The sequence below is a fragment of the Cupriavidus sp. C2SS-8b genome, assembly GCF_057073745.1.
On sequence record NZ_CP172717.1, the window covers coordinates 677,028 to 691,379 of the forward strand.

At 65.8% G+C, this 14,352-nt stretch carries 16 protein-coding genes; 11 read left to right on the plus strand and 5 right to left on the minus strand.

Annotated elements, in window-relative coordinates:
- The first annotated feature begins 403 nt into the window (after positions 1 to 403).
- Both ACIGJB_RS20020 and ACIGJB_RS20025 read left to right on the plus strand, forming a co-directional pair.
- Positions 404 to 877, plus strand: a complete 474-nt coding sequence (locus tag ACIGJB_RS20020; protein ID WP_483734039.1) for an Lrp/AsnC family transcriptional regulator — start codon at positions 404 to 406, stop codon at positions 875 to 877.
- Between the two features lie 78 nt (positions 878 to 955).
- Complete coding sequence (locus ACIGJB_RS20025) at positions 956 to 1,759, plus strand: BPL-N domain-containing protein (protein WP_483734040.1); 804 nt, start codon at positions 956 to 958, stop codon at positions 1,757 to 1,759.
- Between the two features lie 36 nt (positions 1,760 to 1,795).
- On the opposite strand, the gene ACIGJB_RS20030 is transcribed toward ACIGJB_RS20025, so the two are convergent.
- Both ACIGJB_RS20030 and ACIGJB_RS20035 read right to left on the minus strand, forming a co-directional pair.
- Entirely contained in the window at positions 1,796 to 2,563 is a 768-nt protein-coding gene (locus ACIGJB_RS20030) for a ParA family protein (protein ID WP_483734041.1), read from the minus strand.
- 153 nt (positions 2,564 to 2,716) lie between these two features.
- Positions 2,717 to 3,781 carry a VWA domain-containing protein gene (locus ACIGJB_RS20035; RefSeq protein WP_483734042.1) on the minus strand — a complete coding sequence of 355 codons (1,065 nt, stop codon included), beginning with the start codon at positions 3,779 to 3,781 and terminating at the stop codon, positions 2,717 to 2,719.
- A gap of 75 nt (positions 3,782 to 3,856) precedes the next feature.
- On the opposite strand from ACIGJB_RS20035, the gene ACIGJB_RS20040 reads away from it, so the two are divergent.
- Genes ACIGJB_RS20040 through ACIGJB_RS20055 form a run of 4 tightly spaced genes read left to right on the plus strand, consistent with a single transcriptional unit; the run spans position 3,857 to position 7,870 of the window.
- Positions 3,857 to 4,798, plus strand: coding sequence for a S1C family serine protease (locus ACIGJB_RS20040; protein WP_483734043.1), 942 nt, complete (start codon positions 3,857 to 3,859; stop codon positions 4,796 to 4,798).
- Positions 4,799 to 4,810: 12 nt separating this feature from the next.
- The gene (locus ACIGJB_RS20045; protein ID WP_483713993.1) at positions 4,811 to 5,824 is read left to right on the plus strand and encodes an AAA family ATPase; all 1,014 of its coding nucleotides are present in this window, start codon (positions 4,811 to 4,813) and stop codon (positions 5,822 to 5,824) included.
- Positions 5,802 to 6,812, plus strand: coding sequence for a DUF58 domain-containing protein (locus tag ACIGJB_RS20050; RefSeq protein ID WP_483734044.1), 1,011 nt, complete (start codon positions 5,802 to 5,804; stop codon positions 6,810 to 6,812). Before ACIGJB_RS20045 ends, ACIGJB_RS20050 begins: the two co-directional genes overlap by 23 nt.
- On the plus strand, positions 6,809 to 7,870 hold the full coding sequence (locus ACIGJB_RS20055; RefSeq protein ID WP_483734045.1) for a VWA domain-containing protein: 1,062 nt from the start codon (positions 6,809 to 6,811) through the stop codon (positions 7,868 to 7,870). The genes ACIGJB_RS20050 and ACIGJB_RS20055 overlap by 4 nt, the downstream gene beginning before the upstream one ends.
- 48 nt (positions 7,871 to 7,918) lie before the next feature.
- Here the strand turns inward: ACIGJB_RS20055 and ACIGJB_RS20060 are convergent, their stop codons facing one another.
- Positions 7,919 to 8,374, minus strand: a complete 456-nt coding sequence (locus ACIGJB_RS20060; RefSeq protein ID WP_483734733.1) for a BON domain-containing protein — start codon at positions 8,372 to 8,374, stop codon at positions 7,919 to 7,921.
- Positions 8,375 to 8,806: 432 nt separating this feature from the next.
- Between ACIGJB_RS20060 and ACIGJB_RS20065 the strand changes: the two genes are divergently transcribed.
- Positions 8,807 to 9,688: an alpha/beta hydrolase gene (locus ACIGJB_RS20065; RefSeq protein WP_483734046.1), complete on the plus strand. Its 882-nt coding sequence runs from the start codon at positions 8,807 to 8,809 to the stop codon at positions 9,686 to 9,688.
- Positions 9,685 to 10,071 (plus strand): RidA family protein, encoded by a 387-nt coding sequence (locus ACIGJB_RS20070; protein WP_483734047.1) that lies wholly within the window; start codon positions 9,685 to 9,687, stop codon positions 10,069 to 10,071. The genes ACIGJB_RS20065 and ACIGJB_RS20070 overlap by 4 nt, the downstream gene beginning before the upstream one ends.
- On the opposite strand, the gene ACIGJB_RS20075 is transcribed toward ACIGJB_RS20070, so the two are convergent.
- Positions 10,068 to 10,784, minus strand: coding sequence for an FCD domain-containing protein (locus tag ACIGJB_RS20075; protein WP_483734048.1), 717 nt, complete (start codon positions 10,782 to 10,784; stop codon positions 10,068 to 10,070). The genes ACIGJB_RS20070 and ACIGJB_RS20075 overlap by 4 nt on opposite strands.
- A gap of 258 nt (positions 10,785 to 11,042) precedes the next feature.
- Between ACIGJB_RS20075 and ACIGJB_RS20080 the strand changes: the two genes are divergently transcribed.
- The 3 genes from ACIGJB_RS20080 (at position 11,043) to ACIGJB_RS20090 (ending at position 14,122) form a co-directional block, all read left to right on the plus strand.
- Entirely contained in the window at positions 11,043 to 12,032 is a 990-nt protein-coding gene (locus ACIGJB_RS20080; protein ID WP_483734049.1) for a Bug family tripartite tricarboxylate transporter substrate binding protein, read from the plus strand.
- 154 nt (positions 12,033 to 12,186) lie between these two features.
- Complete coding sequence (locus tag ACIGJB_RS20085) at positions 12,187 to 13,245, plus strand: porin (RefSeq protein ID WP_483734050.1); 1,059 nt, start codon at positions 12,187 to 12,189, stop codon at positions 13,243 to 13,245.
- A gap of 124 nt (positions 13,246 to 13,369) precedes the next feature.
- On the plus strand, positions 13,370 to 14,122 hold the full coding sequence (locus ACIGJB_RS20090; RefSeq protein WP_483734051.1) for an SDR family NAD(P)-dependent oxidoreductase: 753 nt from the start codon (positions 13,370 to 13,372) through the stop codon (positions 14,120 to 14,122).
- A 3-nt stretch (positions 14,123 to 14,125) separates the two neighbouring features.
- Here ACIGJB_RS20090 and ACIGJB_RS20095 read toward each other — a convergent pair whose 3' ends face one another.
- On the minus strand, positions 14,126 to 14,347 hold the full coding sequence (locus tag ACIGJB_RS20095; protein WP_483734734.1) for a DUF3820 family protein: 222 nt from the start codon (positions 14,345 to 14,347) through the stop codon (positions 14,126 to 14,128).
- Between the last annotated feature and the right edge of the window lie 5 nt (positions 14,348 to 14,352).

Here is a 14,352-nt window from a genome sequence, read left to right on the forward strand (position 1 = left end):
CTCACAGGGGAAGGTAAGGGTTTCGATCTCGCGCACCGGGCGGAGTGCCGTCGGCGGCGGGGGCAAGGAAATCGGGCAGGCCGCCTCGATCAACACGCGGGCGTCCGGGGCCGGGCGTCGAGATGGCGGGCATGCGGACGCGGCAGGGACGGTGTGCGGAGGTTCATGGGGCGCTGTCTTTACCGGCCAGGCGGCCGGGAAATAATATTGCGAACAGTGCGCCGCGATCCTGGCCTGCGGCGCGTTCCGGCAATGTCGGGAAGTCTCTCTGGCTCCTCGCTGGCATTGCCAATCTGGAATGCAGTGTATATTCTGGCCGGCAAAATTGGATTTCATTCCTCACGCAGGGAAACCCTGAAACGAGAAATCTGATTTCGTATAGTCTTTAATAGAGGAAATAAAAGTGCCTGCCATCGAGCTTGACCGTACGGACCGCCGCCTGCTGGGCGTTTTGCAGGAGCAGGGGCGGGCTTCGAACCTGGAATTGTCCGAGGCGATTGCGCTGTCGCCGGCACAAACGCTGCGGCGCCACCGCCGCCTGGAAGAGAGCGGCATCATCAAGTGCTACGAGGCGCGGCTCGACGCGGCGAGCCTGGGACTTGGCGTGGTCGCGTTCATCCACGTGACCATGGAGCGCGGCCATATCCGCGACCTGTCGAACTTCAAGAGCCTGGTGGCGGAGCTGGCGCAGATCCAGGAATGCTTCTCGGTGACGGGCGATATCGACTACGTGCTGAAGGTGGTCGCGAAGGACCTCAAGTCGCTGTCGGATTTCCTGCTCGATACGCTGATGCGCATTCCGGGCGTGAGCGGCGTGAAGTCCAGCGTTTGCCTCGACGAAATCAAATGTACGAGCGCCGTGCCGCTCGATATGTAAGGCGCATGCGGCTGGGCGCCCATCCGTGGAATACACTCGGTTCAGCGTGCCAATGCGGCCCGACCTCTGCCCCCGAAGATGCCCAAGCCCCACATCCTGACCTATATCGATGCCGGCGCCTCCGACTGGACCGCCTGCCTGATGCGCACGATCGGCCAGCAGCTGCAGTCCGGCATGTATGAGATGCGCGCCGTCATGGCCTCGGACATCCGGCACGACCCGACGCTGTTCGACGACGCGGTCATGTTCGTCATGCCGGGCGGGGCCGACCTGCCGTACTGCGCGAAACTCAATGGCGCCCCCAACGCGCGCATCCGGCGCTTTGTTGAGAACGGCGGCACCTACCTGGGCATCTGCGCGGGCGCGTACTACGCATGCAGGGAACTGGCGTTCCACGCGGGCACTCGCGGGGCGATCTGTGGTCCGCGCGAACTGGGCTTCGTCGACGCCGTCGCGGTTGGCTCGCTGCCCGAACTGACCGGCGGCCGCCTCTATGACGGCACGCCGCGCACCACGGCCGCGGTCGAACTACGGACCACCGAGCGGCTGGCCGCGGCGCCGATGTCGGTCTACACGCACTATCACGGTGGCTGCCGCTTCGATTTCGACGGCGCGCCCGCTGCCGATACGGAAGTGTTGGCCGTCTATGCGGATATGGAGGGCACGCCACCGGCCATCGTCAGCACGCGGGTCGGGCAGGGCCGCGCGGTCCTGACCGGTGTCCACCTGGAAGTCTCGGAGCAGGAGTGCGAGGAAGCCCTGCGCGGACACAGCGACATGGACAAGTACATTCACATTTGCCACAGGTTGGCGGAGACCGGTGACGCGCGGCTGGAGGTATTCCGCCAAGTGCTGGCGCACGGCGGCCTGGCGCTGGACTGACGCGGCCATCTCCAGCGGGTGGACCTACCGTGTACCTCAGCCAGCCAATTCGCTGTGCAGCGCCAGGTACTCCTGCGACAGCTTGTGTCGCGGATCCAGGTGAATCATGGGCGTGGCGTGCTGGTGCGATTCGCGGATCTTCACCGATGACGACAGCCGCGATGCCAGCACCGGCAGCCCTTCGCCGACCAGCTCCTCGACCAGCTTGACCGGCAGGCTCGCGCGCGGCTGGAACTGGTTGATGACGATGCCCTCGACGTGCAGGGCGTCGTTGTGGTCCTGCTGGATTTCCTTCACGTTGTCGAGCAGCGTGTACAGTGCCCGGCGAGAGAAGTCGTCGCAGTCGAACGGGATCAGGCAGCGCTCCACCGCGATCAGCGCGGACCGCGTGTAGAAGTTGAGCGCCGGCGGCGTGTCGATGTAGATCGCGTCATAGACTGACTCCAGTTCGATCAGGGCATCGCGCAGCTTGTAGATCTTGTAGCGGGATTCCAGCTTGCCATGCAGCGCGTCGAGGTCAGGATGCGCCGGCATCACATCGAGATTCTCGAACGGCGTGGCGTGGATGAAGCTGCCCAGGTCGACTGGCTTGAAGCTGTAGGTCAGCGACGACTCGAAGAAGTGCGCCGCGGTCGGGTTTGCCTCGGCGGCCTTTGCGCCCATCAGGTACTGGGTCGAGTTGCATTGCGCGTCGAGGTCGACGACAAGCGTGCGCAAGCCTTCACGGGCGCTGATCGCGGCGAGGTTGCATACGATGGTCGACTTGCCCACGCCACCTTTCTGATTGAACACGACGCGCCGCATGGGTCCCTCTGGAGAAGATCGTTTTGGAGGGCGAAAGCATACCTCAACACGATGGCATCGGGAGGGCGCCGATGGGGGGTGTGGACGCTCGTTGACAGGCGAAGCAAGGTGCGCGCGCCAGCGCCGCCGCTCCGCCGATATCGTCAATGCCCGTCAACGACGGAACCACAACATCGAGAGTGCGCAAGCCAGGACCAGCAGCACGACCGACGCCGCGGCCAGCAGCGCGCTGACCTCGGTCTCGCGGCGCTCCATCGCGAAGCGCGCGCTCAGTTGCCGGTACACCTGGCTCAGGTCCGCCGCCGATCCTGCCTGGAAGTACTCGGCCCCGGTCAGCGTGGCCACCGCGCGCAAGGCGGGCTCGTCGAGCTGCATGTAGTAGGACAGGCTGGTCTCGGGCGCATTGCCGCCCAGCGTGCCGAAGCCTACGGTATAGACACGCACGCCACGCTGGGCCGCCATGCGCGCGGCGTCGATCGGGTCCGGGCCGGTGGTGCGGCGGCCATCGCTGAGCAGGATGACCGCGCCGTGCCGATAGGAACCCGGTTGCGCCGGCGGCCGGTCCTGCGCGCGCTTGCGCGCGGCGTCGGCCGCGGCGGCTTCATCGAGTGGCGTGGCCCGGCGCGCGGAGGCGAAGGGCGGGTCGTCGTTGAACAGGATTGCTTCGAGGTCGATGCCATCGTCCGGAAACAGCACGGCCAGCGCCTGGATCAGCCCGCTGCCGGTCGCCGTGCCGCGCTGGAGCTGGAACCGGTCGATCGCGTCGAGCATGTCCTGCCGGTTGCTGGTGGGGCGCAGGACTACGGTAGCCGTCGCGGCGAACGAGACGATGCCGAGGCGGACGCTGCCCGGCAGCCCGACGATCAGTTCGCGCGCCGCCTGCTGCGCGGCGCTGAGGCGCGTGGGCGCCACGTCGGTGGCTTCCATGCTGCGCGAGACGTCCATCGCCAGCACCAGCGTGATGGTGTCGGACGGCAGCGTGAGGGTGGCGGTCGGCCGGGCACAGGCCAGCAGGGCGGCGCCCAGGGCAAACAGGAACAGCAGTGGGGGAATGTGACGCCGCAGGCGTTGGCCGGTGCGGAGCGCAGCGCGGGGCAACGCAAGGCTGGCGTAAAGCAGGGCAGACTTCTTGCGTCGCGCGATCAGGTACAGGTAAGCGGCTGCCAGCAACGGAAGCGCAAGCAGCAACCAGAGCATTTGCGGCCAGAGAAACTGCATGCCCTGCTCCTTGGCGCATGGTTAAGAGGATGGTACTGTATTTTTTAAGGCGGCACGGGACCTCGGGAGCGTGCGATGAAGCGTGTGACGATCTACGGATGGATCTCGGCTGCGGTCGCGGTGATGGTCGCGGCGGCGCTGGGCCTTGCGTGGCTATCGAGGCCGTCGCCACGGGTGCTGACGCAGGCGGATATCGATGCTGCGGTGCTGCATACGCTGCAGACCAAGAGCCTGCCATCGCGCACCGCACGCGCGGCGGAAGCCATCCGCGAATCCGTGGTGGAGGTGCGCAGCTTCTCGCCGGCGGAGCCGGAGGCCGAAGCCGCGTCCGCCCCGCGTGCCCGGCGTGATCCTCCGGCCACCCGGCAGAAGCCCTCGCCGCCATCGCGACGCACGCCCTCCAACGAACTCGCAAAGAGCGATCCGCAGGCCGACAAGGACGCTGCAAAGGACAAGCAGGACAAGCAGGACAAGCGCGAAGCGCGTCACATCGGCTCCGGCGTGGTCGTGACCGAAAGCGGACTGGTGCTGACCAGCTACCACGTGGTTGCCGATGCCAAGCGCGTGGAGATTCGCTTCTACGATGGCCAGACTTCCGAGGCGACGGTGATGCAGGCGATCCCCGAGAAAGACCTCGCCCTCGTCAGGCCGAAATCCATTCCCGACGACTTGCCGCCCGCGACACTCGGCTCCAGCCGCAACCTTGCGCCGGGCTCCGAGGTGGTGGCGGTCGGCTTTCCGTTCGGCATCGGGCCGTCGGTGTCCGCCGGCGTGGTGTCCGGGCTCGGCCGGCAGTTCGTGTCGCCCGACAAGACGCAGAGCCTGGACAACCTGATCCAGTTCGACGCGGCCGCCAATCCCGGCAATTCGGGCGGCCCGCTGGTGAACATGGATGGCGAGGTGGTCGGCATCGTCACCGCCATCCTCAACCCCAACCAGAGCGGCACCTTCCTCGGGATCGGCTTTGCCGTCACGATCGAAAGCGCCGGCGCTTCTATCGGAACTTCTCCTTTCTAGACGCGGAGGCCCATGAACGAGCAAGCCCATGGCGCGACAGACAGCGCCGACCTGATGGAGCGCCTGCTGTACGAGGTGAAGCGGGTAGTGGTTGGGCAAGACCACTTTCTCGAACGCGTGCTGGTGGCCATGCTGGCCGGCGGCCACCTGCTGGTGGAGGGCGTGCCCGGCCTCGCCAAGACGCTGACCGTCAATACGCTGGCCCGCACCATGAGCGGGACCTTCAAGCGCATCCAGTTCACGCCGGACCTGCTGCCGGCCGACCTGGTCGGCACGCGCATGTACAACCAGGGCACGGGCGAGTTCTCGACCGTGCGCGGGCCGGTCTTCGCCAACCTGCTGCTGGCCGACGAAATCAATCGCGCGCCGGCCAAGGTGCAGAGCGCACTGCTGGAAGTCATGCAGGAAAAGCAGGTCACCATTGCCGGCGAGACCCATCGCGTGCCCACGCCGTTCCTGGTCATGGCGACGCAGAATCCGATCGAGACCGAAGGCACCTATCCGCTGCCCGAGGCGCAGGTCGATCGCTTCATGATGAAGGTGCTGGTCGGGTATCCGAGCGAGGAGGAAGAGGTCGTCATCGTCAATCGCGTCACCGGGGCCCGCATCAGCGTGAGTGCGATTGCCACGCCGGAGCACCTGGCGGCCTTGCAGGAAGAGTGCCGCCGCGTCTACGTGGATCCGTCGCTGGTCCAGTACGCGGTGCGGCTGGTGGCGGCCACGCGCAAGCCGGGCAACTACGGCCTGGAAGACATGGGGCGCTACATCGCGTTCGGCGCGAGCCCTCGGGCCACCATCGGGCTGGTGGAAGGCGCGCGGGCGCTGGCGTTCCTGCGCGGCCGCAACTATGCCGTGCCCGAAGACGTGATCGATCTCGTGCCCGATGTATTGCGCCACCGCCTGTCGCTGTCGTACGAGGCCATGTCGGATGGCGCGACGGCGGACCAGCTCATCACGCGCATCCTGCAGGCGCTGCCGGTTCCGGAGCGCCCGCTCGAATCCCATGTTCGCGCGGCTGTTCGGTAAGCGTCCGCGCGGCGACGCGCCGGCGGCCACCGCGCCCGCCCGTCCGGGCGCGGCACTGGCGAGCGTCGGAGCACGGCAGGCCGAGACGCTGCTGCGGCGGCTGGAGTGGACCGTGGTGCGGCGTCTCGACGGGCTGCTGCAGGGCGACTACCGCACGCTGTTCCGCGGCTTCGGGCTGGATCTTGCCGACCTGCGCGAATACCGTCCCGGCGACGACGTCCGGCACATCGACTGGAACGTGACGGCGCGGCTGCAGGTGCCGCACGTGCGCGAGTTCCAGGAGGATCGCGATCTCTCGGCGTGGTTCGTGCTCGACCTGAGCGGGTCGGTGGAGTTCGGTTCCGGCAAGGTGCGCAAGCGTGACCTGCTGAGCGACTTCACGACCGTCATGGCCTTGCTGCTGACGCGCTATGGCAACCGCATCGGCGCCGTGCTCGATGGCGGCGCAAGCGACGCGCAGGCGTCGATGATTCCGCCGCGCTCCGGCCGCCGCCAGTTGCTGCACCTGCTTGACCGCATGCACACCACCCCGGCCGTGTGCCCCGGCGAGACCCGCCTGCGCGACCTGCTGGAGCGCGCGCGTGCCGTCGCCAAACGGCGCTCGGTGATGTTCATCGTGTCGGACTTCATCAGCGCTCAGGGATGGCAGACGTCGCTCGCCATGCTGGCCCGGCGCCATGAAGTCGTCGCGGTACGGCTGGTCGATCCGCTGGAGATGGCGTTGCCCGACCTCGGGCTGGTCGTGCTGCAGGATGCGGAATCCGGCGAGCAGATGTTCATCGATACGCACGATCCCGCGTTTCGCAAACGCTTCGCTGCGATCGCCCAGGAGCGCGAGTCCGAGCTGCGCCTCGCGTTCGCGCGCGCCGGCGTGGAATGCCTGACGCTTTCGACCTACGCGCCGATTGACCTGGCGCTGCTGCAGTTCATGCGCGAGCGCCGCTTCCGCCAAGGGGCGGCCAGGGGCGCGCCAGTGGGGGCGACATGACCGAGAGCCTCAACCGGCTGCCGCTGTTCAGCTTCCTCTGGCCCAGCATGCTGTGGCTGCTCGCGCTGGTGCTGGTGCTCGGCGCGGGCTACGTCTGGCTCGACCTGCGCCGGCGGCGAACAACGGTCGACCATCCGGCCATGCGCGCCATCGGCATGGCCATGAAGGGCGGCACGGGCTGGCGCCGTCATGTGCCGGCCGTGCTGACGCTGCTGGCGCTGAGTGCGCTCATCTTTGCCATTGCCCGTCCCCAGGCGGTGATGACGCTGCCCTCGCGCATCAAGACCGTCATCCTCGTCATGGACCTGTCGGGCAGCATGCGCGCGCAGGATGTGCATCCGAGCCGCATCCGCGCTGCCCAGCAGGCCGCCCGGGTGCTGCTCGACGCCCAGCCGGCGGGCGTGAGCGTGGGCGTGGTGGCGATGGCGGGCACGGCCGCGCTGGCACAGGCGCCCAGCCGCAGCAAGGACGACGTGGCCGCGGCCATTGAAGGGCTGAAGCCGCAGGGTGGCACCGCCCTGGGTAATGGCCTGCTGATCGCGCTCACGACGCTGCTGCCGGAGGCCGCCGACGAGGCCGAGCGACTGATGAATGGCGGCGATGTCCCGCAAGTGAAGAAGCCGGGGGCGTCCCGCGACGAGGACCCGCCAGCGCCCGGCTCCTATGCTTCGGGCGCGATCGTCCTGTTCTCCGATGGCGAAAACAATGCGGGCCCGGCCGCGGAGCAGGCCGCCCAGCTCGCGGCGATGTATGGCGTGCGGGTCTATACCGTCGGCGTCGGCACGACCGAGGGTGTCGTGCTGTCGGCGGAGGGCTGGTCCGCGCGCGTCAGGCTGGACGAGAAGGTGCTGAAGCAGGTCGCCGACGCGACCGGGGCCGAATACTTCCGGCTCGAAGATGCAGCCTCGTTGAAGCGGGTGTATCGCGCGCTCAATGCGAGGCTGGCCTTCGACAAGCGCGACCAGGTCGAAGTGACCGCGTTCTTCGCCGCCGCGGGAGCGTTGCTGGCGGCCTGTGCGGGGCTGCTGTCGTTGTGGTGGTTCGGGCGGGTGTTGTAGGCCTGTGCCCGCGCGCGCTGCCGCCCGAACGCCACTATCAGGGCGAAGCTAGCCTTGCAGCGCCGGAATGTTGCCCGCTTCCTCGTGCACGGTCAGTCCGTCTTCAATGTCCGCGACGCCGGGCACCGCCCACACGGCGGTCAGCACCGCGTCGTGCTCATGCCGGAGGACATGGCCGCTCAGGCAGACGGACCCGCCGGCCACATCGACACAGATAGCGCGGGGATGGCCTGCCACTTCGTCCAGCCGCGTCCGGATCCGCTCGCCCAGCTCGTAATCGCCCGAGCGCGTTTTTTGGCCCTCTGCCATGGAGGTTTGCGCCCTTGTGGCGAGGCCACGCGCGTGATCGAGCACGCGCTTCGCCTGGGCTTGCGCGTAGTCGCTCAGGTCATGGCTTTTTGCCTCCGCCTTGTCCCGAAGCATGGCTCGCCGCCTCGCGCCGAGCTCCGGATCGAGCAGGTACATCAGCGCGGCGCCGCCTATTGCCGCGACGGCCAGATCGATGAGGTTGCGGTTTCCTGTACGCATGGATGCCTCTCCTTCGAAGATGAACGGGTCGGCGGCGGTCCCGATGCCGCCGCATATCCACGCGTTCTTGCACGAGACGTGCCTGCGGGTCAGGTGATCTTCTTGACACGGGAGGCGCGGTGCGTGGCGGTGACAGGCCGGGTCGGCCGGCGCGTTCTTACCGCGGGATGTAAATCGGCCCGGCTGCTTCGCTGTCGAGCACGGCAAGGACTGTGCGAATAGCGCCATCTCATAGATATAGGTGATCTGAAGAACACATGCGTTCTGACTTGCTCAGCGTAATTATTTATAAATAATGTTATTGCTTGGAAATATATTGAGTGTGTATATTCTTTCCTGACGTTGGGAGGTGTCGCGCACTGCCACCTTCCCGGCGACAAACCTCAAACAGAATGAGACAGGACATAGATGACGTCAGTCCAGACCGGCACCTCCGCCGTGCCGCCCCAGCCGCCGCTTCCGTTCGAAGCGGCGATTGCCTACGAGCAGACCGTGCTCGACTGGGCCAACGCGCTGCCGGGCCATGTCTCGGCGGTTCGGGACGTGCCGTACGGCCCATCCCGGCAACATCGCTATGACGTCTTTACCACCGACGCACTACGCCATGCACCGGTGCTCGTGTTCTGGCACGGCGGTGGCTGGACCAATGGCTACAAGGAGTATGTCTCTTTCATGGCGCCGCTGGTGACGGCACTCGGCATGGTGCTGGTCGCGCCCACTTACCGGCTGGCGCCGATGCACCGGCTGCCGGCTGCGTTCGACGATGGCGCAATGCTGCTGGCCACGGTCCAGCGGGACATTGCCAGGTGGGGCGGTGACCCGGCGCGCCTCTATCTGGCCGGGCATTCGGCCGGCGGCGGCATTGCCGCGATGACTGCCATGCGGCAGTCCGCACTGACGACAGCGGGCGTTGTGCCAGGAAATCTGCGCGGCTGCCTGCCGATCAGCGGCATCATGAACCTGTACCACCCGAGCCCCTCGCCCGGCAGTCTCGAAGAACGCGTCTACACCTTGCTGCTCGACGCGCCGGAGTCCGATGCCGTGATGAGCCCGCTGACCTGGTCCGCTGGCAGCAAGATACCGATGGTACTGAGCTATGGCGAGCATGACAGCGAACGCGTCATCCGGTCCAACCGCAGCCTGTACGCCATGCTCACGACTCAGCAAGACACCGTCCGTTGCCACGAGCATGCCGGTGAAGATCATTTCGGCACGCATACCGCGCTCGCCGATCCGGGCCATCCGTGGTACGCGCGGCTGGCACAACTCGTCAAAGAGACGTCGCAATGAGGAAGATGATCGACACCGGCCTGCCCATGCCGGCGCAGCCGTTTTCCTGGGCGGTCAGCGCCGCCGGCCTGATGTTCACCGCGCATGGTCCGGTACGGTCCGATGGCACGGTGGACACCGGAGATGTCGCGCAGCAGGCGCGCCTGACTTTCGAGAACCTGCGCAAGGCAGCCGAAGCGGCCGGCGCGGACCTGCGAAGCGTGGCGCAGGTGCTCGTCACGCTGGTCGAAGCCGATGACGTGCCAGTGGTCGATGCTGTGTACCGGGAATTCTTCGCCGCCCCGTATCCGAACCGCTCGACCGTGATCGCCAAGGCGCTGGTCGTGCCCGGGATGCGCATCGAGATCGTGGCCTATGTCGCGCTGGCCGGCGTCGCGACCTAGTCCGCGAAGCGCTGGCTCAGGACATCCGCGGTGCGCATGAGGTGGTGCCGCAGCAGTTCGGACGCCCTGGCGGTATCGCGCGCGAGCACCGCTTCCATCAGATCGAGGTGTTCCTGCATGACATCGTCGGCCAGCGCCTTGCTGGATTCCCGATAGGCAAGGCGGATGCGGCGGTAGCGCTCGGAATGGTCCACCAGCTGTTCGTCGATGCGCAGCAGCCATCTCGAACGGGCCGCCGCGACCAGTGCGAAGTGGAAGCGCCGGTGCGCGGTTTCCCAGAGTTCCACCGCGACCGTGTCGGACGCGTCGGTCGGCAGGCGTGCCTTGGTCAGCTTGTAGTAGGCGGCCATGATGTTGGCGCCCCAGTCATCGTCGCCGTGCTCGATGGCGTCCGCCAGTAACTGCAGCTCGATCGAGGTGCGCGCATGCATCAGATCGAGCAGGTCGCTCTTTGACAACTTCGACACGCTGAAGCCGCGCTGGCCTTCATTGCTGACCAGCCCTTCCCCGCACAGCAGCATCAGCGCCTCGCGGATCGGGCTGAGGCCGAGTTCGTAGCGGTCCTGCAGCGCCTGCAGGCGCAGCTTTTCTCCCGGCGCGAGGCTGCCCGCAATGATGTCGGCGCGCAGCAGCTGATAGGCCTTGCCGGAAATGGTCTGGCTTGGTGCCGGTTCGGGGGTCTGGGGTCTGCTGCGCAGGTCGGAAGTCCGCATAGTGGTTCTGCATTGGGGCGGCAAGTGAATGGGGAAGCCCGGCGTTCGCATGGTCTTGAACTGCCGGCCCTGAAGAATTTAATAAATTTAACCGCGTCAACGAAATTTTGCACTATTGCGCATCCACTGGATCACTTTGATTCGCAGACCGGGTAAACGCCATCTTTTATTTGATGTAAGAAAATTTATAATTTCTACGAGTTTAGTGAAACCATGTTTTATATGTGAAACGAAAATCGGAGCGGGGAGAATGACACCATGAACAAGACTGCAAGACGCCGTGTGCTGATCGCACTGGCTGCGATGGCTGCGGCCACTCTGGGGGGCAGCGCTGTTGCTCAGGGAGGCTATCCAAACCGGCCTGTCACGCTCGTCGTGGCCTATCCGGCCGGAGGCGATACTGACGTGCTGGCTCGCCTGTTCGCCGAAAAGCTGACCGCGCGCCTGGGCCAGCCGGTGGTGGTAGAGAACCGTACCGGCGCGGGCGGCACGATCGGGAGCGCTTACGTGGCCAAGGCTCCGGCTGACGGTTACACGCTGCTGTTCGCCCCGAATACGCTGGCGATTTCGCCACTGGTGCTCCGGCCAGGCACCGGCGCGAGCTACGATCCGCAGAGGGACCTGACGCCGATCGTCGAACTGGGAACGCAGTCGCTGTTTGTCATCGTGAACAAGGAGGCCGGCGTCTCCCGGATGTCGGAGCTTGTCGCGCGCGCCAGGTCCGGCGGTCTGCAAAGTTATGCCAGCCCCGGCAATGGCTCGCCCATGCACATCCTCGGTGAACTGTTCAATAAGTCCGCGGGTGTGAAGATCGCACAGGTGCCATATCGCGGCAGCGCGCCTGCCATTGTCGACCTGCTGGGCGGCCAGGTGCCGATGATGTACTCGACCCTGGGCCCGGTGGCTCAGTATTTCCAGTCCGGCAAGCTTCGTCCGCTGGCCGTCGCGGATACCAAACGTTCGCCGTTCGCGCCCAACGTGCCGACCCTGGCCGAACTCGGCTACAAGGATGTCGAGGTCGGCGCATGGCAGGCCGTGCTCGGGCCCAAGGGCATGTCCGCCGAACTGGTCGGCACGCTCAACCGCCATCTCAACGAGATCCTGAAAATGCCCGAGGTAGTGGCGCGCATGGCGACCATTGCCACGACACCCGTCGGCGGCGACCCCGCCGCGCTGCGCACGCTGATCGCAAACGACTATGCGCGCTACGGCAAGCTCGTGAAGGAATTCGGCATCCAGGCCGACTGACCCGATCCGCCGCGCGCGCGGCAATCCCTTTCCGTTTAAGCCCGTAAGGCTCTTGTACCGGGGCAGGGTTTCGTGCGCGCGCGGCACGAATTTATAAGGAAAACGTGAATTTGGAAATCCAGGTTTGCAACCCTACGACAGGAAGGAAAGTGCAATGAGGAAGCGGGCAATTCTGGCGGGAGCGTTGGCGGCATTCGGCGCGTGCGGCACGGCATGGGCGCAGTCGTCTTCGGTTAACCTGTATGGCGTGGCCGATGTCGGCCTGGTCCATGAAAACGGGGCAGCGGCGGGTTCGGTGACGAAGGTGACAAGCGGCATGATGTCGGGTTCGCGCATCGGCATGCGTGGCCGCGAAGAACTCGGTGGTGGCACGGCAGCGTTCTTCACGCTCGAGGCCGGCGTCCTGATGGATACCGGGGCATCGGGGCAGGGCGGCCTGCTGTTCGGCCGGCAGGCTTATGTGGGCCTCGATGCCCGGGCCGGTCGCATGACGCTGGGGCGGCAATACACGACACTGGCGCTTGCCCAGGTTGAATTCGATCCATTCGTGACCGGCCTGGCGGGCACATCCGCCAACCTGATCTCGGCCGGTGGCCGCGGTGGCAGCAACCGCTTCGACAACGGTATCAAATACAACCTGCCGAACACGCTCGGCGGGCTCGATGGCGAAGTGTCGTACAGCTTCGGCGAGACCCCCGGCAGCGTGAGCACCAACGGGCAGTTCGGCGCATCGCTCGGTTACTCGAACGAACGATTCATGGGGCGCGTCGCGTATGCGGACGCGCATGATGCCAACGGGCCCGGCAAGGACGCCCGCGAGGTGTTCTTCGGTGCCAAGTACGATTTCGGTGTTGCCACGGGCTATCTCAATTACGTGATCAATCGCGGGGCGATTGTCCCCGGTACGCCGAACTACAAGTCAGAGGACATCCTGGTCGGCGCGTCGATTCCAGTGGGCGCGGGCCGCATCGTCGCGTCTTATATTTACAAGAATGACCGGACCGCCGCCAACAATGATGCCCAGCAGGCTGGCATCGGCTACGTGTACCGGTTATCGAAGCGCACCAGCCTTTATACGTCATATGCGCATATCTGGAACCGTGCGCCGAATACCGCGACATCCGGCTTTTATCGGGTGTGGAATGCGAACGACGTCGGCAATGCCGCCGCCGGCAATTCGGCGTTCAGCCTGGGCATGAACCACATCTTCTGACTACCGTTCCGCGAGTGTGCAAGCTTGCGGGGTTTGGCTCCGGTTGCGCGGCATATCATGGCCGCCCGCCGGGCCTCTTTTATTCCTGGCCGCATGGCGGCACAGACATAGCGTGGAGAGAAGCATGGATGCAAAGCAGTCCGGCACGACGGATCGTGAAATCGCTTTCGTCACCGGTGGCGCGTTCGGCATCGGGCGCGCCACCGTGGAGCGCCTGGCGCGGGATGGCTTCCGTGTGGCGATCATCGATCGCAATGCCGCCGCCGTCAGCGCAGTCGAGTCGGCGCTTCGACAGATGGAGCTGGACGTCGTCGGCTACGCGCTCGATGTATGCGACCGCAGCGGTCTGGCGCGCGCGATGGATGCGCAGGGACGCGTCGATGTCGTCGTCTGCGCGGCGGGCATTTACAAGCCCCGCAGCTTTGACGAGGTGACGGATGACGATTTTCGCCAGACGCTGGAGGTCAACCTGATCGGCGTGTTTGTGCCGGCGCAGGAAGGCGCGCGGCGGATGCGCGAGGGCGGCCGCATCGTCACAGTATCTTCGCGCGGGGCACTGGGCGGTCTGGGCTTCCCCGACTACGTGGCATCCAAGGCCGGCGTGATCGGCCTCACGCGTGCGATGGCGATGGAACTGCGCGGCAGGAAGATCGCCGTGAACTCGATCGCCCCTGGCTTTACCGATACCCCAATGACGCGCACCATGCCGCCGGACCAGTACGCTACCGCCGTGTCGCTGGAATCCAGCGGCGCTGCCGCGTCGCCGGATGACATTGCGAATGCGATAGCCTTTCTTGCGTCGCCTGGCACGCGCTTCATCACCGGGCAGACGCTTTTCGTCGACGGCGGAAAATCGCTCGGCGGGTTGGGGATCTGACGTTCAGGTCCTGCCGCGCAGCGGCTTGAGCAGGTCCGTCAGGCCGTTGTGGTCAAGTTCGTGCATCAGCGCCAGCAAGCGGCCGATTTCACCGGGCGGAAAGCCCTCGCGCGCGAACCAGTTCAGGTAGTTGCCGGGCAGGTCGGCGATCAGCGTGCCCTTGTGTTTGCCGAACGGCATCTGGCGGGTGACAAGCAGGAGAAGGGATTCGCTGTCCGGCAGCATGGCAG

Excerpts from the sequence above, each read along its gene's own strand:
- ACIGJB_RS20025 (WP_483734040.1), top strand. The coding sequence starts at position 956 with ATGCCCAAGCCCCACATCCTGACCTATATCGATGCCGGCGCCTCCGAC.
- ACIGJB_RS20030 (WP_483734041.1), bottom strand. The coding sequence starts at position 2,563 with ATGCGGCGCGTCGTGTTCAATCAGAAAGGTGGCGTGGGCAAGTCGACC.
- ACIGJB_RS20035 (WP_483734042.1), bottom strand. The coding sequence starts at position 3,781 with ATGCAGTTTCTCTGGCCGCAAATGCTCTGGTTGCTGCTTGCGCTTCCG.
- ACIGJB_RS20040 (WP_483734043.1), top strand. The coding sequence starts at position 3,857 with ATGAAGCGTGTGACGATCTACGGATGGATCTCGGCTGCGGTCGCGGTG.
- ACIGJB_RS20045 (WP_483713993.1), top strand. The coding sequence starts at position 4,811 with ATGAACGAGCAAGCCCATGGCGCGACAGACAGCGCCGACCTGATGGAG.
- ACIGJB_RS20050 (WP_483734044.1), top strand. The coding sequence starts at position 5,802 with ATGTTCGCGCGGCTGTTCGGTAAGCGTCCGCGCGGCGACGCGCCGGCG.
- ACIGJB_RS20055 (WP_483734045.1), top strand. The coding sequence starts at position 6,809 with ATGACCGAGAGCCTCAACCGGCTGCCGCTGTTCAGCTTCCTCTGGCCC.
- ACIGJB_RS20065 (WP_483734046.1), top strand. The coding sequence starts at position 8,807 with ATGACGTCAGTCCAGACCGGCACCTCCGCCGTGCCGCCCCAGCCGCCG.
- ACIGJB_RS20070 (WP_483734047.1), top strand. The coding sequence starts at position 9,685 with ATGAGGAAGATGATCGACACCGGCCTGCCCATGCCGGCGCAGCCGTTT.
- ACIGJB_RS20075 (WP_483734048.1), bottom strand. The coding sequence starts at position 10,784 with ATGCGGACTTCCGACCTGCGCAGCAGACCCCAGACCCCCGAACCGGCA.
- ACIGJB_RS20080 (WP_483734049.1), top strand. The coding sequence starts at position 11,043 with ATGAACAAGACTGCAAGACGCCGTGTGCTGATCGCACTGGCTGCGATG.
- ACIGJB_RS20085 (WP_483734050.1), top strand. The coding sequence starts at position 12,187 with ATGAGGAAGCGGGCAATTCTGGCGGGAGCGTTGGCGGCATTCGGCGCG.
- ACIGJB_RS20090 (WP_483734051.1), top strand. The coding sequence starts at position 13,370 with ATGGATGCAAAGCAGTCCGGCACGACGGATCGTGAAATCGCTTTCGTC.
- ACIGJB_RS20095 (WP_483734734.1), bottom strand. The coding sequence starts at position 14,347 with ATGCTGCCGGACAGCGAATCCCTTCTCCTGCTTGTCACCCGCCAGATG.